This window comes from Pseudomonas sp. 3B-A001-10F (assembly GCF_056313565.1).
On the sequence record NZ_JBQYFW010000006.1, the window covers coordinates 69,281 to 86,351 of the forward strand.

At 58.6% G+C, this 17,071-nt stretch carries 17 protein-coding genes and 4 tRNA genes; 15 read left to right on the forward strand and 6 right to left on the reverse strand.

Annotated features, from left to right (window positions below; genetic code table 11):
• The first annotated feature begins 39 nt into the window (after positions 1–39).
• From AC0ZWN_RS08280 to AC0ZWN_RS08330, 11 genes are all read left to right on the forward strand, one after another.
• Positions 40–600, forward strand: a complete 561-nt coding sequence (locus AC0ZWN_RS08280) for a CvpA family protein (RefSeq protein ID WP_007913461.1) — start codon at positions 40–42, stop codon at positions 598–600.
• 41 nt (positions 601–641) lie between these two features.
• Positions 642–2,147: an amidophosphoribosyltransferase gene (purF, locus tag AC0ZWN_RS08285; RefSeq protein WP_016984539.1), complete on the forward strand. Its 1,506-nt coding sequence runs from the start codon at positions 642–644 to the stop codon at positions 2,145–2,147.
• 73 nt (positions 2,148–2,220) lie between these two features.
• On the forward strand, positions 2,221–3,432 hold the full coding sequence (locus AC0ZWN_RS08290) for an O-succinylhomoserine sulfhydrylase (protein WP_093432099.1): 1,212 nt from the start codon (positions 2,221–2,223) through the stop codon (positions 3,430–3,432).
• Positions 3,429–4,205 (forward strand): SDR family oxidoreductase, encoded by a 777-nt coding sequence (locus AC0ZWN_RS08295; protein WP_093432102.1) that lies wholly within the window; start codon positions 3,429–3,431, stop codon positions 4,203–4,205. The genes AC0ZWN_RS08290 and AC0ZWN_RS08295 overlap by 4 nt, the downstream gene beginning before the upstream one ends.
• A 216-nt stretch (positions 4,206–4,421) precedes the next feature.
• Positions 4,422–4,497, forward strand: a tRNA-Val gene (locus tag AC0ZWN_RS08300).
• Positions 4,498–4,553: 56 nt separating this feature from the next.
• Positions 4,554–4,630 (forward strand) — tRNA-Asp (locus AC0ZWN_RS08305).
• Positions 4,631–4,723: 93 nt separating this feature from the next.
• A tRNA-Asp gene (locus AC0ZWN_RS08310) sits at positions 4,724–4,800 on the forward strand.
• A 411-nt stretch (positions 4,801–5,211) separates the two neighbouring features.
• Positions 5,212–8,043: a xanthine dehydrogenase family protein molybdopterin-binding subunit gene (locus AC0ZWN_RS08315; RefSeq protein ID WP_476334679.1), complete on the forward strand. Its 2,832-nt coding sequence runs from the start codon at positions 5,212–5,214 to the stop codon at positions 8,041–8,043.
• Positions 8,036–8,575: a (2Fe-2S)-binding protein gene (locus tag AC0ZWN_RS08320; RefSeq protein ID WP_038369461.1), complete on the forward strand. Its 540-nt coding sequence runs from the start codon at positions 8,036–8,038 to the stop codon at positions 8,573–8,575. The genes AC0ZWN_RS08315 and AC0ZWN_RS08320 overlap by 8 nt, the downstream gene beginning before the upstream one ends.
• A 2-nt stretch (positions 8,576–8,577) precedes the next feature.
• The gene (locus tag AC0ZWN_RS08325) at positions 8,578–9,813 is read left to right on the forward strand and encodes a c-type cytochrome (RefSeq protein ID WP_476334681.1); all 1,236 of its coding nucleotides are present in this window, start codon (positions 8,578–8,580) and stop codon (positions 9,811–9,813) included.
• 1 nt (position 9,814) lies between these two features.
• Positions 9,815–10,786, forward strand: coding sequence for an XdhC family protein (locus AC0ZWN_RS08330; protein ID WP_476334682.1), 972 nt, complete (start codon positions 9,815–9,817; stop codon positions 10,784–10,786).
• Between the two features lie 47 nt (positions 10,787–10,833).
• Here AC0ZWN_RS08330 and AC0ZWN_RS08335 read toward each other — a convergent pair whose 3' ends face one another.
• Positions 10,834–12,117, reverse strand: coding sequence for an NAD(P)/FAD-dependent oxidoreductase (locus AC0ZWN_RS08335; RefSeq protein ID WP_320414135.1), 1,284 nt, complete (start codon positions 12,115–12,117; stop codon positions 10,834–10,836).
• Between the two features lie 183 nt (positions 12,118–12,300).
• Here AC0ZWN_RS08335 and AC0ZWN_RS08340 point away from each other — a divergent pair.
• A tRNA-Val gene (locus tag AC0ZWN_RS08340) sits at positions 12,301–12,377 on the forward strand.
• Between the two features lie 415 nt (positions 12,378–12,792).
• On the opposite strand, the gene AC0ZWN_RS08345 is transcribed toward AC0ZWN_RS08340, so the two are convergent.
• Entirely contained in the window at positions 12,793–13,005 is a 213-nt protein-coding gene (locus tag AC0ZWN_RS08345; protein WP_139213399.1) for a hypothetical protein, read from the reverse strand.
• Between AC0ZWN_RS08345 and AC0ZWN_RS08350 the strand changes: the two genes are divergently transcribed.
• Complete coding sequence (locus AC0ZWN_RS08350) at positions 12,994–13,449, forward strand: DUF2214 family protein (protein ID WP_476334684.1); 456 nt, start codon at positions 12,994–12,996, stop codon at positions 13,447–13,449. The two genes, AC0ZWN_RS08345 and AC0ZWN_RS08350, sit on opposite strands and share 12 nt — an antisense overlap.
• A gap of 225 nt (positions 13,450–13,674) precedes the next feature.
• On the opposite strand, the gene csrA is transcribed toward AC0ZWN_RS08350, so the two are convergent.
• Positions 13,675–13,869: a carbon storage regulator CsrA gene (csrA, locus tag AC0ZWN_RS08355; RefSeq protein ID WP_003179932.1), complete on the reverse strand. Its 195-nt coding sequence runs from the start codon at positions 13,867–13,869 to the stop codon at positions 13,675–13,677.
• A gap of 249 nt (positions 13,870–14,118) precedes the next feature.
• Here csrA and AC0ZWN_RS08360 point away from each other — a divergent pair, with 249 nt between their 5' ends.
• Complete coding sequence (locus tag AC0ZWN_RS08360; RefSeq protein WP_093432120.1) at positions 14,119–14,487, forward strand: penicillin-binding protein activator LpoB; 369 nt, start codon at positions 14,119–14,121, stop codon at positions 14,485–14,487.
• Between the two features lie 11 nt (positions 14,488–14,498).
• Positions 14,499–14,690 carry a hypothetical protein gene (locus AC0ZWN_RS08365; protein WP_460090350.1) on the forward strand — a complete coding sequence of 64 codons (192 nt, stop codon included), beginning with the start codon at positions 14,499–14,501 and terminating at the stop codon, positions 14,688–14,690.
• Between the two features lie 106 nt (positions 14,691–14,796).
• Here the strand turns inward: AC0ZWN_RS08365 and AC0ZWN_RS08370 are convergent, their stop codons facing one another.
• From AC0ZWN_RS08370 to AC0ZWN_RS08380, 3 genes are all read right to left on the reverse strand, one after another.
• Complete coding sequence (locus tag AC0ZWN_RS08370; RefSeq protein ID WP_093432123.1) at positions 14,797–15,486, reverse strand: endonuclease; 690 nt, start codon at positions 15,484–15,486, stop codon at positions 14,797–14,799.
• A gap of 4 nt (positions 15,487–15,490) precedes the next feature.
• Positions 15,491–15,760 carry a DUF1654 domain-containing protein gene (locus tag AC0ZWN_RS08375; protein WP_371748305.1) on the reverse strand — a complete coding sequence of 90 codons (270 nt, stop codon included), beginning with the start codon at positions 15,758–15,760 and terminating at the stop codon, positions 15,491–15,493.
• A gap of 196 nt (positions 15,761–15,956) precedes the next feature.
• Complete coding sequence (locus AC0ZWN_RS08380) at positions 15,957–17,045, reverse strand: asparaginase (protein ID WP_034152752.1); 1,089 nt, start codon at positions 17,043–17,045, stop codon at positions 15,957–15,959.
• Between the last annotated feature and the right edge of the window lie 26 nt (positions 17,046–17,071).

Consider the following 17,071-nt stretch of genomic DNA (forward strand, 5'->3'; position numbering starts at 1 on the left):
TGCTAAAATGCGCCGCCTTATCCGTCTGTAGGCTGCACTGTGCCATTTACCTGGGTTGACTGGGCGATCGTTGCAATCATCGCCATCTCCGCTTTGATCAGTTTGAGCCGCGGCTTCGTCAAGGAAGCATTATCGCTGGTGACCTGGATCATCGCAGGAGTCGTCGCCTGGATGTTCGGTGGCTCACTGTCCGAGTACCTCGCCGGATACATCGAAACCCCATCGGCTCGCGTGATCGCGGGCTGTGCCATCATGTTTGTCGCCACACTGATCGTGGGCGCAATGATCAATTATCTTATCGGCGAGTTGGTTCGCGTCACCGGGTTGTCCGGGACCGATCGATTCCTCGGCATGGCCTTCGGCGCAGCGCGTGGCGTGTTGCTGGTGGTCGTGGCGGTCGGGCTGTTGAGCCTGGGGCCGGTACAGCAGGACGGGTGGTGGAAAGAATCACAGCTCGTACCAAAATTTCTATTGGTCGCTGATTGGTCCAAAAACCTGATTCTCGGGTGGAGCAGTCAGTGGCTTGCCAGCGGAATCAGCGTACCCGCTGATATTCCGTTCAAGGAGCAACTCTTGCCGTCGGCGAAAACGCCTCAGTGAGTGTTGTTCAGTTCAGATCCATTAAGTAGGGGTTGCGTCGCATGTGTGGCATCGTCGGTATCGTCGGTAAGTCGAACGTCAATCAGGCGCTGTATGACGCGCTAACCGTGCTCCAGCACCGCGGCCAGGACGCTGCCGGTATCGTGACCAGCCATGATGGCCGGTTGTTCCTGCGCAAGGACAATGGCCTGGTGCGTGACGTCTTTCAACAGCGTCACATGCAGCGTCTGGTCGGCCACATGGGGATCGGCCACGTCCGTTACCCGACCGCGGGTAGCTCGACTTCGGCCGAAGCCCAACCGTTTTACGTCAACTCGCCTTACGGCATCACTCTGGCGCACAACGGTAACCTGACCAACGTTGAGCAGTTGGCCAAAGAGATCTACGAATCCGATCTGCGTCACGTCAACACCAGTTCCGACTCGGAAGTGCTGCTCAACGTGTTCGCTCACGAGCTGGCCCAGCGCGGCAAGCTGCAACCGACCGAAGAAGACGTGTTTGCCGCCGTGACCGACGTGCACAATCGTTGTGTTGGCGGTTACGCCGTTGTGGCGATGGTCACCGGTTATGGCATCGTCGGTTTCCGTGACCCGCACGGCATTCGTCCGATCGTGTTCGGTCAGCGTCACACTGACGAAGGCGTTGAATACATGATCGCCTCCGAAAGCGTTTCGCTGGACGTGCTCGGTTTCACCCTGATTCGCGACCTGGCGCCGGGCGAAGCGGTCTACATCACTGAGGACGGCAAGCTGCACACCCGTCAGTGCGCGACCAATCCGTCCCTGACCCCGTGCATTTTCGAACACGTCTACCTGGCGCGTCCGGACTCGATCATCGACGGCGTGTCGGTCTACAAGGCTCGCCTGCGCATGGGTGAGAAACTCGCCGAGAAGATCCTGCGCGAGCGTCCAGAGCATGACATCGATGTGGTTATCCCGATTCCGGACACCAGCCGTACCGCGGCACTGGAGCTGGCCAACCACCTGGGCGTGAAATTCCGCGAAGGTTTCGTCAAGAACCGTTACATCGGTCGTACCTTCATCATGCCGGGCCAGGCGGCGCGCAAGAAGTCGGTTCGCCAGAAGCTCAACGCCATCGAGCTGGAATTCCGCGGCAAGAACGTGATGCTGGTCGATGACTCGATCGTGCGCGGCACCACTTGCAAGCAGATCATCCAGATGGCCCGCGAAGCCGGCGCGAAAAACGTCTACTTCTGCTCGGCAGCGCCAGCGGTACGCTTCCCGAACGTTTATGGTATCGACATGCCGAGCGCGCACGAACTGATCGCACACAACCGTTCGACTCAGGACGTGGCGGATCTGATCGGCGCTGACTGGCTGATCTATCAGGACCTGCCTGACTTGATCGAAGCGGTTGGCGGCGGCAAGATCAAGATCGAGAATTTCGATTGCGCGGTGTTCGACGGCAAGTATGTTACCGGTGACGTCGACGAGGCTTACCTGGACAAGATCGAGCAGGCACGCAACGATGCCTCGAAGGTCAAGACCCAGGCGGTCAGTGCGATCATCGATCTGTACAACAACTGAGTTATCACCGGCCCTGAGGGGCCGGTTTTGTATCTGACTTTCAATTTTCGAGAACAGGGCAAGGAGTGACAGCATGAGTCAGGAATGGGATGCCGGTCGGCTGGACAGCGACCTCGAAGGCGTAGCGTTCGATACCCTGGCCGTACGTGCCGGTCAGCACCGTACGCCGGAAGGCGAGCACGGTGATCCGATGTTCTTCACCTCCAGCTATGTGTTCCGCACCGCTGCCGACGCGGCCGCACGGTTCGCCGGGGAAGTGCCGGGTAACGTTTACTCGCGTTATACCAACCCGACCGTGCGCGCGTTCGAGGAGCGCATTGCTGCGCTGGAGGGCGCCGAGCAAGCCGTTGCGACCGCAACCGGCATGGCCGCCATCATGGCGGTGGTGATGAGCTTGTGCAGCGCCGGCGACCATGTGTTGGTTTCGCGCAGCGTATTCGGTTCGACCATCAGCCTGTTCGAGAAGTACTTCAAGCGTTTCGGTGTGGAAGTCGATTACGTGCCTTTGGCCGACCTGTCGGGTTGGGATGCGGCAATCAAATCCAACACCAAACTGCTCTTTGTCGAGTCACCGTCGAATCCGTTGGCCGAGTTGGTCGACATCACCGCACTGGCTGAAATTGCTCACGCCAAAGGCGCGATGCTGGTCGTCGATAACTGCTTCTGCACGCCAGCGTTGCAACAGCCGCTGAAAATGGGCGCAGACATCGTCGTGCACTCGGCGACCAAGTTCATCGACGGCCAGGGCCGTTGCATGGGTGGTGTGGTGGCCGGTCGCAGTGAGCAGATGAAAGAAGTCGTCGGCTTCCTGCGCACTGCCGGGCCGACCCTGAGCCCGTTCAACGCGTGGATCTTCCTCAAAGGTCTGGAAACCCTGAACCTGCGGATGAAGGCGCACTGCGCGAATGCTCAGGCGCTAGCTGAATGGCTGGAGCAGCAGGACGGCATTGAGAAGGTGCATTACGCTGGCCTCAAGAGCCATCCGCAGCACGAATTGGCTCAGCGTCAGCAGAAGGGTTTCGGTGCGGTTGTAAGCTTTGAGGTCAAGGGCGGCAAAGAGGGCGCTTGGCGCTTCATCGATGCGACCCGGCTGATTTCGATTACCGCCAACCTCGGCGACAGCAAGACCACGATCACGCACCCAAGCACCACCTCTCACGGCCGTCTGGCGCCGCAAGAGCGTGAAGCGGCGGGCATCCGTGACAGCCTGATTCGCATCGCGGTCGGTCTGGAAGACGTCGCTGACCTGCAAGCCGACCTGGCGCGCGGTCTGGCCGCGTTGTGATCGAGTTGTCTACGCCGACAGCAGGTACCCATGGCCGCGTTGCGCTGGTCACGGGTGCTGCGCGCGGTATCGGTCTGGGCATCGCTGCCTGGCTGATCAGCGAGGGCTGGCAAGTCGTGTTGACCGACCTGGATCGGGCGCGCGGTTCAAAAGTGGCGAAAGTGCTGGGTGAAAACGCCTGGTTTATTGCCATGGACGTTGCCGAGGAAAGTCAGGTGGCACTCGGCGTGGCTGAAGTGCTGGGTCAGTTTGGTCGTCTCGATGCACTGGTGTGCAACGCGGCGGTCGCTGATCCGCACAACATCACACTGGAAAGCCTAGATCTGGCTTACTGGAATCGGGTGCTGGCGGTGAATCTCAGTGGGCCGATGCTGTTGGCCAAGCACTGTGCGCCGTATCTGCGTGCGCACAACGGTTCGATCGTCAATCTGGCCTCTACTCGTGCGCGGCAGTCGGAAGCGGACTCCGAGGCTTATGCGGCGAGCAAGGGCGGCTTGCTGGCGCTTACGCATGCGCTGGCGATCAGTCTGGGGCCGGAGATTCGCGTCAACGCGGTCAGTCCGGGCTGGATTGATGCGCGTGATCCTTCTGCGCGTCGCGCTGAGCCGTTGGCCGATGCCGACCATGCTCAGCATCCTGCGGGCAGGGTAGGGACGGTCGAGGATGTGGCGGCGATGGTTGCCTGGTTGCTGTCAAGGAATGCCGGGTTTGTTACCGGACAGGAATTCGTCGTTGATGGCGGCATGACGAAAAAGATGATCTACAGCGAGTAGGTCGCCTTTTTCGCCTGAATTTGCGTTGAATGAACTGACGCCTTCGCGAGCAAGCTCGCTCCCACATTTGGAATGCAATCCCCTGTGGAAGCGAGCTTGCTCGCGAAGGCGGTCTTGCAGGATCGAAACAATTTCGTCTTTTTCAGAAAAACTTCAATCCTGCTATTGACTTAGGTTCGCTACCTGCGTAAATTTCGCGGCCTCGGAGATGCAAACGGGTGATTAGCTCAGCTGGGAGAGCGTCTGCCTTACAAGCAGAATGTCGGCGGTTCGATCCCGTCATCACCCACCACTCCCCGAGAGACTTGCGTAAGCAAGAGCGTAGGCTGAAAGTGCCTGCACCGACGCGCAGCGGTAGTTCAGTCGGTTAGAATACCGGCCTGTCACGCCGGGGGTCGCGGGTTCGAGTCCCGTCCGCTGCGCCATATTTTACGAATCAGACTTGTCTGGTTCGCGATTGCAAAGCACCGAAGCTTGCAGTCAAAACGAGTTACTTGAGCGCAAGCTCAAAGCGATACGCAGCGGTAGTTCAGTCGGTTAGAATACCGGCCTGTCACGCCGGGGGTCGCGGGTTCGAGTCCCGTCCGCTGCGCCATATCTGCTCCAAGGACCACTGAACGCCTTGAAGCACCGAAAACAGCCGTTGGCTGATTCGGAATCGATAGCAAAGACCCTGGTCGAAAGACCGGGGTTTTTTGTGTCTGAAATTTGGCTTTTCCCTCTGCTCCTTCCCCCTGATTCTGAATTCGACACAAATCCCCATGTGGGAGCGTTGGTATGTTCAACGAGCTCCTGCGGTGCCACGTCGCATTGATTTTTTGATCCTTTAGTCAAATTTTTGTAACTGGTTGTTTGCTGCGAGCGCAGAAACCTTTAAAGTTAACCTTTCGGTCAGCTTTGCACTGTCATCACGCCTTTTGTTTAGCCAAGAAAGGCTTCTGCAAGACTCGAGATTCCCCAGTAGATAACCAGAAGGGCGGACACATAACCGCCCAGAGGATGATCCATGTCCAACCGTGAAATATCCCGGCGCTCGTTCCTCCAGGGCGGGCTGGTGGCGGGTGTGAGCGTCACGCTCACGCCGCTCAGCAGTCAGGCGCTGGCTGCCTTGATGGAAAATACCGTCACCGTGCCGTCCGAGAAGTGGCTCGGCAACAACGGCAAGGCGCGTCAGCGCAACGATGCACTGTCCAAGGTCTGCGGCAGCAAAGTCTTTGCCCGCGACATCCGTTCCAAGGACATGCCGGGCTGGCCTGAGCAGCAAGGCCACGCCATGCTGCTGAAAACCATCAAGGCTGACCGCATCTACGACGGCTACGACCTGTCGTGGCTTGGCGCTGACTTGCAGCCTGACCGCATTGTCACCGCCGCTGATCTGAACAAGGACGGCATCGTCTTCCCCGAAGAGCACGCGCCGGATCCACTGCTGCCAGAAGGCAAAGTGCCGATGTTCATCGGTCACCCGGTGGCAATCCTGATCTGGAATGACTTCGAGCGTTTCCGCCAGGCCAAGAACAAACTCAAATTCAATGACAAAGCAATCCGCTATGGCAATGTAGCGCCGTTCTACGAAGGCGACCCCTACGGCAGCTTCCGCTACGTGCGCGTCGGCGGTGCGACCTCGGCCGACGAAGACGAATTCGCCAGCCTCAAGGATTCGATCCTGTTCCCGATGCTGAAGAACCGTCGTCCGGTGTGGAATTCCCAGCCGAACCTGCACGGCAATCTGACCGAGCGCGGCTTGTTCTACGCCGACCGCATGAAGCAAGAGATCGATACGCCACCAGACAACTGGCTGGTGTTCGACGAGCGCTACAAGACCCCGTCGATCGAGCCGGCCGCCATGGAACCGGACAACGGCAACGGCTGGTACGACCCGAAAACCAAGACCCTGCATTTCGTCGTGGCCACCCAGTGCCCGCTGGAGGCAGCGACCGAAACCGCGAAGATGATCGCGCCGTCGCGTTTCGGCCTCGACAACCTGAACATGCACCCGGGTTACACCGTCGGTTACGGTTCCAAAGACCACAACATCTTCGTCTACTACGCAGCCCTCGCGGCGCTGTATGGCGCGGGTGTGCCGGTGCGTCTGGCCAACGACCGCTACGAGCAGTTCCAGAGTGGCATCAAGCGCCACCCGTTCGACATCCGCTACCAGTTGGCCGTGGACAAGAATGACTACACCTTCAAGATTTTCCGTGCCGAAATGAGCGTCGACGGTGGCGGCCGGATCAATTACAGCCCATCCGTAGCCGCAGTGGGTGCAACAGCCGCGCAGTCGATCTACTACATGCCGCAGAACGACCTGCAAGTCACCGCCTATCACTCGCGTGGTGTTGAGGCAGGTTCGATGCGCGGTTACGGCACCCTGCAAAGCATGGCGGCGACCGAGATGATGGTCGACGAAATCGCCAATCGCCTCGGTGTCGATGCGATCGATCTGCGTCGCAAGAACGCCCTGCGTTCCGGCATGAAAAACACCCAGGGCGCGATTCCGGCCGGTGCTCTGCGCCTGCATGAAATTCTCGACAAAGCCTCGGTGCACGAAGTCTGGAAAAACCGCGACGCGATCAAGAAACAACGCGAAGCGGCAGACCCGGACAACTGGTACGGCGTCGGTTTCGCCATTTGCCAGAAAGACTTCGGCACCGGTTCTGAAGCGCCGATGGCCAGCATCGAATTCACGGCTGACGGTCGCATCACTCTGCGCCACATCGGCATTGAAATCGGCACCGGCATGTCCACCTCGCAAGCCCTAGTGGTTGCCGATTTCCTCGGCAGCCCGGCGCACGAAGTGAAGACTGGCGAAACCGAGTGGAAGGAAATGCAGCTGATCACCAGCGGCAACCCTTACATCATGAGCCAGGCCGAGCAGGACAGCCTGCTGCGCAACCCGCGCTGGGTCGGCAAACTGGCTTCGGCCTCGTCGGCGACCAACTCGGCGTACTACTTCAGTCACGCCACCCGTGAAGCGGCACGCGTGCTGTTCAACAACGGCTTGTGGCCGGCGGCCATGGAAATCTGGCGTCAGGGTCCTTATGGCGGTCAAGCCAACCCTTACGTGGTGCGTCGCGAAGATGCGCATTGGGTCGACGGCAAACTCACGGCCAACGGCATGCAACCGTTGAGCTTCGAAGAACTGGCCAAACACGCTCATGAGCGTGGTCTGGTGACCGGCGCCACCGTTCACGCATTCAACCGCTGGAGCTGGGCTGAAGCCGAATACAGCATCGACGGCGTGCGCGAGCGGCTGCCGCTCGACGGTCTGGCGGTGAAATATGGCGATGGCGCGCCGAAGGCGAAGAAGGCGCTGATGAACACCGCTGGTTTCCACCTGTTGGATCGCCAGAACATCAATTACCCGGTTGTCCAGTTGAACAACGCTGCCGTGACTTACTACAGCCCGGTCGCGACACTGGTCGAACTGAAGGTCAACAAAGGCTCGGCGGAAGTCGAAGTGCTCAACCACCATTCGTGGGTCGAGTGCGGTCGGGTGCTGGTCGAAGAACTGGTCAAGGGCCAGCTCGAAGGTGGTATCGCCATGGGCATCGGCCACGCCTTGATGGAGGAAATGCCGCTGTATGAAGGCGGCCCGGGGGAGGGTGACTGGAACTTCAACCGTTACCGTTTGCCGATGGCGCGTCACGTTGCCGTGTGGAAACAGACGTCGGAGATTCTGCCGGCACTGTCGCCAAGTGATCCGTCCAAAGGCATCGCCGAAGTGGTGATGATCCCGATCGTCGGTGCCATCGGCAACGCCGTGGCCCACGCCATCGGTAAACGTGTTCGCGACCTGCCAATCACTGCTGCGCGCATCAAGGAGGCCCTCAATGGCTAACCGTCCGCTTCAACTGACCCTCAATGGTCAATCCGTCGGCCCGGTGGACATCCCTGATGACCTGCCGATGATCGACTACCTGCATGAATACAAGAACCTCACCGGTTCGCGCCTGGGCTGCGGTCAGGGCATCTGCCACGCCTGCGTGGTGATCGTCGATAACCCGGACGGCACCAGCGAAGAAGTGCGCACTTGCATCACCGGCGCGCACTATTTCGAAGGCAAGAAAGTCCGCACCATCGAGTCTCACGCCAAGCGTGACGAGAGCGGTCAGGTCACCGAGCTGAATCCGATCCAGCAACGCTTCGTCGACGAGTTCGCCTTCCAGTGCAGCTACTGCGCGCCGGGCTTCGTTAACGCCGCGACCGTGCTGGTCGAGAAGCTGCAGCGCCAGCCGACCGTGCAAAGCAAGCTCGAACAAGTCATCGAGGACAGCCTCGGCCATCACGTCTGCCGTTGCACCGGGTACGTGCGTTACTACAACGCTACCCGCAACGTGCTGACCGATCTCGGCCTGGTCAAGGAGGGTTAAGCATGAAGCTTTTTCTGACTCGCCTGACCCTGGCGGTCGGCCTCGCTGCGCCGGTGTTGTTTGCCCACGCCGATGATCAGGTCAAGCGCGGCGAATACCTCGCCCGCGCCGCTGACTGCATGGCTTGCCACACTGCACCGGGCGGCGCGCCGTTTGCCGGCGGCCTGCCGATCGTCTCGCCGTTCGGCACGATCTACGGCACCAACATTACCCCGAGCAAAGAGCACGGCATCGGTTTGTACAACGATGATGAGTTCTTCGCGGCGCTGACTGAAGGCAAGCGTCGCGATGGCGCGAATTTGTATCCGGCTATGCCGTATACCTCGTATCACCTGATGCCGCGCGAAGACTCGGATGCGATCCATGCGTATCTGAAAACCATCGAGCCGATCGAGCGCGCAGCCCCGGTTACCAGCCTGAGCTTCCCGTTTAATGTGCGTCCGGGCTTGATCGGCTGGAACATGATGTACGGCAAGGCCCTGAAACTGGAGCCGGCCGAAGGCAAAAGCGAAGCCTGGAAGCGCGGCCAGTACATGGTCGAAGTACTCGGTCACTGCGGCGAATGCCACACACCGCGCGGCCTGCCGGGCGCAATGCAGCTGGACAAGCGTCTGACTGGCGGCATCCTCAATGGTTATCTGGCACCGAGCCTGCTGGCCACTGATCTGGCCGCGCGCGGCTGGAACGAGCAGGATCTGGGCACGTTCCTCAAGCACGGCATGAGCGCGCAAGGGACGATGTTCAACGAGATGTTCCCGGTGTTCCACAACAGCACTCAAGGCCTGAGCGATGCCGATCTGGCGGCGATGGCGACGTTCCTGCTCGGCGACAAACCGCCGGTAGCCAAAGCCCTCGTTGAAGTGCCAGTCGAGAAACTCAGCGCCAGCGCCCAGCGCGGCCAGCAGGAATACCTGAACGTCTGCGCCGGTTGCCATGCGGTCGGTGGCGAAGGCAAGCCGCATATCGCGGTGGCCATGCGCGGTAATACCACGTTGCGTCTGGAAGACCCACGCAACCTGTTGCGCGTGATCGAGGATGGTATCGGCGAGCAGAAGTTTTCCGGGTTCGAGCACATGCAACCGATGCCGGGCTTCGCTGGCAAGCTCAGTCCTGAGCAACTGACTGATCTGCTCAACTACCTGCGTCAAGGTTGGGGTGGTCAATCCGCTGAGTTGGCGGTGAGTGAAGTGCAGAAGCTGCAAGCCGACGCACCGTCCATCGAGCACAAGGCGCACTGACATGCAGCATCTCGATCTACAAGTGGTGCGCCGCGCGCTGGAGTGGTCGGTGGCGGGGCAGCGCATCTGGCTCTGCACCGTGCTGACGACTTATGGTTCGGCACCGCGTGCGCCGGGTTCGCTGCTGGCGGTGAACGATGGCGGACAGTGGATCGGTTCGCTGTCCGGCGGCTGCGTCGAGGAGGATTTTCTCGAGCGCGTCGCCGAAGGTGCGTTTCTCGATGCGGTCAACGTCGTGCGTTACGGCGAGGGTGATGATCCGCGCTCGCGGGTCAGCCTGCCTTGTGGCGGAATTCTCGATGTGCTGGTAGAGAAATTTGACGCCGACTGCGAGGTACAGGCGCATCTGCGTGAATTGGAGTCGGCGCTGCTCGGTCAGCGCCGCTTGATTCGCGAGGTCGATCTGGCCAGCGGTGCACGCAGTCTGTTCGCTGATCGCGAGCAGGGCGCGCGGATCGAGCGTGAGATTGATCGGGTGCGCGCTCGTGTCGGCGCGGCGCAGCGCTTGTTGCTCGCCGGGTATTCCAGTGTGGCGCAAGCGTGTGCCGAGTTTGCCGTTGGATTGGGTTTTGAGGTGATTCTCTGCGATCCGCGCGACGAGGTGCTTGAAGGCGTGGTGCTGGATGGCGTGGAGATTCGTCGGCAGTTGCCGTCGGTGTTTATTGCTGACGGTGGCTGTCATCGTGACACGGCGGTCGTAGCGCTCACTCACGATCCGCGTATCGATGACCTGGCGATGATGGAAGCGGTGCGCACCGAAGCGTTCTACATTGGCGTGATGGGCTCGCTGCAGACGTCACAGAAGCGCTTCGAGCGTTTGCGTCGAATTGGCGGCTTGGGCGAGGCGGAGCTGGCGCGGATTCATGCGCCGATCGGTCTTAACCTCGGCAGCAAGACGCCAGCGGAAATTGCCTTGGCGGTGCTGGCGGATATCCTGCGGATCCGTAGCGGGATTGCCCGAGAACAACTCTGAAACCGTTCGGTGTTGAATAAGAAGGGCCGCTGTTCAGCGGCCCTTTTTTACATCCCGAATTTGTCGCGTAAGCCGTAATACCAAGCGCCCAACGCCGCAAATGGCGTACGCAGCAACTGCCCGCCGGGGAATGGGTAGTGTGGCAAATCGGCAAACGCATCAAAACGCTCGGCCTGACCGCGTAGCGCTTCGGCCAGCACTTTGCCTGCAAGATGCGTGTAGGTCACGCCATGGCCGCTGCAACCCTGCGAATAATAGATGTTGTCGCCCAGGCGCCCGACCTGCGGCAAGCGCGACAGCGTCAGTAGGAAGTTGCCCGTCCAGGCGTAGTCAATTTTCACATCCTTGAGCTGCGGGAAAGCCTTGAGCATTTTCGGGCGGATGATCGCTTCGATGTTCGCCGGATCGCGCGCGCCATACACCACGCCGCCGCCGAAGATCAGGCGTTTGTCGCCCGTGAGGCGGTAGTAGTCGAGCAGATAATTGCAGTCTTCAACGCAGTAGTCCTGCGGCAGCAGCGCTTTCGCCAGCTCGTCACCCAGTGGCTCGGTGGTGATGACTTGCGTGCCGCACGGCATCGATTTGGCCGCAAGCTCCGGCACCAGATTACCGAGGTAGGCATTGCCCGCGACGATGATGAATTTGGCCCTGACCTTGCCCTGCGGCGTGTGTACAACTGGGTTCGCGCCGCGCTCGATGCGCACGGCGGGTGACTGTTCATAGATCGTGCCGCCGAGAGACTCGACCGCCGCCGCTTCGCCCAGCGCAAGGTTCAGCGGGTGGATGTGCCCACCGCTCATGTCGAGCATGCCGCCGACGTACTGATCGCACGCAACCACTTCGCGAATGCGGCGCTGATCGAGCAGTTCCAGTTGCGTATGACCGAAGCGCTCCCAGAGGCGCTTCTGCGATTCCAGGTGGCCCATCTGCTTGGCCGTCAGCGCCGCGAACACGCCGCCGTCCTTCAGGTCGCACTGGATGTTGTACTTGGCCACGCGCTCGCGAATGATCCGGCCGCCTTCGAATGCCATCTGCCCGAGCAGCTGCGCCTGCTTCGGCCCGACACTGCGTTCGATCACATCAATGTCACGGCTATAACTGTTAACGATCTGCCCGCCATTACGCCCGGAGGCGCCGAACCCGACCTTGGCCGCCTCCAGCACGGTGACGCGAAAACCGTTCTCCAACAGGAACAGCGCTGAGGACAATCCGGTATACCCCGCGCCGATCACACAGACGTCCGTCTCCACATCATCCTGCAAGGCAGGGCGGGGCGGTACGGCATTGGCCGACGCAGCGTAATAAGACTCTGGGTAAGGGGTGTTCGCCATCCTGCAGCCTCTGTTTAATATATTTTACGAGTGCGTCGATCCTACCCGAGTTGAAAAACCTCCGCCAGCCACCGGAAAATCTGCGTCGGCGAGCCGAAATTAAATATTTTGCATATTCATAGGGTTAGGTGAAAAAAAGGTGTTGACACCCCTCCGGAATTCCGTAGAATGCCGCCTCACAGCAGGCACGTAGCTCAGTTGGTTAGAGCACCACCTTGACATGGTGGGGGTCGTTGGTTCGAGTCCAATCGCGCCTACCAAATAAAATCCGCTCTGCTGGGCGGTCTAGAAGGGCTCACCGAAAGGTGGGCCCTTTTTTGTTGTCTGCGATTTGCAAAACTTTTGCAAAACCCTCCTCAGGGCGCCAGCTGGACTTCGCGTTTAGTCGATCTCAGGGCATTCGAAATTCCATGCGAGGCCTGTTGATCCACTGCGCGTCGTGCTTCACCGTTTAGCGGTCCTTGCTGAATGGCGTGCGCAAGTCCTCGTCGTGCCTCCCGCCTCTGATCGAATTTCTGCGTCGTCGGGTCAGGCAGTTGGTTGACGATTCACCGTTCGTCGCCAGCGCCCTTTGAAAAAGTGTGGATATTGAACAGGTTACGAGTGTTACTAACCAGCCAGTTATCAAAAAAATGTTGTTACTGTTCGTGGGATTAAGTAACATTCGTCCCGCGTTCACCACCACGGTTTATGCATTTTTAAATCCCAAGCTTCCATCAGCTGCTTGGGATTTTTTTTGCCTGCGATTTGCCTCAACTGGCTGAAATTTTTCCTTTCGATCTCTCCTGAAGGCCTGGCGACACCCCGCAGGCACATCCTGGTTTTTTCAACTACTACTGACTGGCCGATTTTCAACTCTGCGATGAGGGGGTATCGATGCTGGTTCATTGGTTTCTTGCAGCTGTTCATCTGCTGGCATTTGCCTTGGGTTTCTGGGCGGTACTGACGCGTGGCACGGCGTTTAGTCGCCTTGCTGCCGGTTCAGGCGAGCCCCGGCGCGTTTTGCTGGCCGATAACCTATGGGGCATCTCTGCATTGATTCTGCTGGTGACAGGCGGGATGCGGGCTTTTGGAGGCTTTGAAAAGGGCACTGACTATTATCTTCATCAGCCACTGTTTCATCTGAAGATGATGCTGTTTGTGCTGATCCTGATTGTAGAACTCGCCCCGATGATCACGTTGGTCAAGTGGCGGATCGCTTCCGCACGCGGCGCAGCAATCGATGCCGGGCGCGCGAAGCTGTACGCGCGAATCAGTCATGTCGAGGCGTTGTTGCTGGTGCTCATGGTGATTGCGGCCACAGGCATGGCGCGTGGTGTGACATTCGGTTAGAGGGCGAATTCTCTGCGCTCTATCGGAAATGTCCGACAGCCAGCCTCGGGGATGGCAGGTAGTATCGGGCAGCAAGAGCATGCGCGGAGAGGTTGGAAGGGGAGTCGGGTTTTGCGTGTCAGGCGCCGTGCCCAACAGAGTGGGGAGCGGATGGCAATACGGCGCGTGAATCTCTAGCCAGTCATTCCACAAGGTAAACGGACTGGCTACTGACTGCGATCTGGCTCAGGGAGTTTGTGGCTTGTCCGGGGCGGTCAGGCCAGCCTGAATGCGCTGGTAAATCTCTTCACGGTGCACGGCAACGTTTTTCGGAGCATTGATACCAATGCGGACCTGTTGGCCGCTTACGCCCAGAATGGTGATCGTAATGTCATCACCAATGTTTATGCTTTCACCGACTTTGCGGGTGAGTATCAGCATGGTCTTCTCCTTGATTGCTTTGTAGGGCACCTGATTCAGACAGTGCAGAGGTCGGTGTACGTATAGATTAGTGCGAAGTCTCACGGTTTGGGTGCCTCTTTCTGACGCGCAGAAGCGGCATTAATTCCCAGGGCGTAACTATACAGAGGCTGCAAGCATCAATCTCGTTGTTTTGTGCCCATTTTGCGGGGCTCGCGAAGTATTTATGAATGATAAGATCGCGGCTTTGAGAATTTCGAGGAAAGCGTTGTGCGCAAATTGGTTTGGGTAGTCGCGGCACTGGTATTGGCAGGGTGTGGTGAAGGCAAGAATGCAGACGCAGCAAAACCACAGTCGGCAGCAGTGACGGCGCCGGCGGCGGCCGCTGCACCACAATGGGATCTCGAAGTGCGCGGTGAAACGCCACAGGCTGTCAGCGACCTGAGTGGCTGGCTCATCGAGCACGCCTTCGTGCCTACGGTGATCAAGGACAGCAGCGGCAAAACGCGAATTCTGATTGGTCCGTTCAACTCTCAGGCTGAAGCTGAAGCACGTAAGGTGCAAGTGGATGCAGCGTTGGTGAAGGCCAAGAAACAGAACGTTGAGTCGGTGCTGGTCGAGCATCCGCTCACGCCGTAAACGAACGGGCGGTGACTCTGCCAGTTGATATGGCAGCAGCGGGGCAAGCGATTGAGTTGGCTGACGTCGACATGGAAAAGAACATTCTCCAGGAAATCGCCGACACCGCCACTGACGGCTTTTACGGCTGGATTGCCGAAGAGTCGACAGCCGTCATGAATATTGCGCAGATACCTGATCAAAGAGCGTGGCATACCTCGTGAGTCACTGAGTTTGATGGGCTGCTGGCGACACAACAAAGCCGCTAATCAGGTGCAAATGAAAAGGCCTCGAACATCACGTTCGAGGCCTTTTTTGTCTGCGCTGCAATCAGCCGCAGGCTTTCATGTTCACTGGGCCGACAAACTCATTACCGCGTCCCATCACGCATGCCACGCTCTGATTACGCTGACGCTCCCAGTCCTGCACCGGGTAAGTCTTGTCCCACGCTTCATACAATTGGCGATCCTGCTTCGACAGGCGCAAGCCGTATTGCTTGCTCATGTAGAAGTACGTGCGGGCGATCATGCCGCGAATCGACGGGCGGGGCATGACCTTCTTCGCCTTGAAGTCGACCTGGGTCAGGCACGAACCGTATTGCCCGGACTGCACGGGCAACCAGCCGTAGCTGAAGTTGCTGCGATCGCCATTGACCTCGCCAATGCTTGGCACCAGGTTATGCAAATCGGCTTCGGCCTTTTGATAGGTCGGGTCGTAACGGGTGCAGTTCTTGCGTCCGCCTTCCTGCCAGCATTGGCGCTGATGGCCGAACTGCCAGGCCGGCACAATGTGTTCCCACTCGATGCGTGATGCGCGCTTGGCATTCTTGCGCGGTACGTAACCGCAAGCCTTCAGATCAACTTTATTGCCAGTGTACTTGCACCCGCAATAAAACTCTGTGGACTGCGGCGCATACAGTTTCCAGGCGACCTTCTTGGCTTCGGTGAATGTGCGGGGTGCGCCAGCCTGGGCACCCATGGCGAAAAACAACAACAGCAAAGCAAAACAGCGGACACTCATTGAATCAATCTTCCTTCGGCACAACCCAAAAAATCTGCACGCCACCGTCGTCGCGATAAGCGAGGGTGACGTTGTCGTTCTCGTCGATTTCCTCAAGCAGGCGCTCCCACTCGTCCATCGGCTCGTCCGGAAGACGAAAGATCAGTGCGGCTTTGGCTTTTTGTGCGGTGGGGGAATTGATGATTTTCTGAACGCGCATGCCTATGCGTTCGTAAGCGTCAGGAGCATCAGGGGAGGTGGCCACGAGGTTATCCTTATTAAGCTGTACGTGCATACAGTATTTAACTGTAAGCATTTTCGCAACTGCTTAAAATACAAGAAAATCCTCTGACAGCGGTTTTCGGATTTTGGTGTAGGTCGTGTCGAGTTTTTTGTAGGAAAAGTGCGAGAGCTTTGTGAGCGTTGCACCACCCGCCCGTCAGGCGAGTGGTGCAGGGTGCCCAATCAAGAATTGACCGGGCGAAAGTCCATCAGTATTCCCAGAACATCCGTTGCAACTCTTTGCTGTCATTGGTTTTGGTCAGGGCGACCATTGCCAGGATGCGGGCTTTCTGCGGGTTCAGGTCGTGAGCGACAACCCAGTCGTATTTGTCGTCTGGTTGTTCGGCGTTACGCAGAACGAAGCCGCCAGCGTTTACGTGGGACGAGCGAATGATTTGCACGCCATCCTTGCGCAGCGCTTGCAGGGCTGGAACCACGCGGGAGGAGACCGAGCCGTTACCGGTGCCGGCATGGATGATCGCCTTGGCACCGGATTGTGCGAGAGCCTTGTAGGCAGTATCGCTGACGTTGCCGTAGGAATAAGCGATTTCTACGTCAGGCAGGCTCTTGATATTTTTGATATCGAATTCCGAATCCATGGTGTGACGCTTGGCTGGCAAGCGGAACCAGTAGGATTTGCCTTCAACCACCATGCCCAATGGGCCCCAGGCACTTTTGAACGCTTCGGTCTTGATGTTGATCATCTTGCTGACGTCACGACCGGACTGGATTTCATCGTTCATGGTCACCAGTACGCCTTTGCCGTGCGCTTCTTTGCTGCTGGCCACGGCCACGGCGTTGTACAGGTTGAGCATGCCATCGGCGGACATCGCGGTACCCGGACGCATTGAGCCGACGACGATGATTGGCTTGTCGGTTTTTTCTACCAGGTTGAGGAAGTAAGCGGTTTCTTCCAGGGTGTCGGTGCCGTGGGTGATGACGATGCCATCGACGTCTTTGCTATCGGCCAGTTCGGCCACGCGACGACCCAGTTGCAGCAGGTTTTCGTTGGTGATGCTTTCCGAAGCAATCTGCATGACTTGTTCGCCACGCACGTTTGCCAGTTTGCTCAGCTCGGGAATGCCGGCGATCAATTGTTCGACGCCAACCTTCGCCGCTTGATAGGTGGCGCTGTTGGCGGCGCTCGCGCCGGCGCCGGCGATGGTGCCGCCGGTGGCAAGGACTACGACGTTAGCGAGCTTGGTCTGGGTTTCGACTTCTTTCGCCTGAAGGGCGGTGGGCAGGAGTAGGAGAAGGGCCAAAGCGCCCGGAACCAAAGTGTTGAAAGCAGATTTCATTATTTTTCTCTCTAGTAGTGAGACGG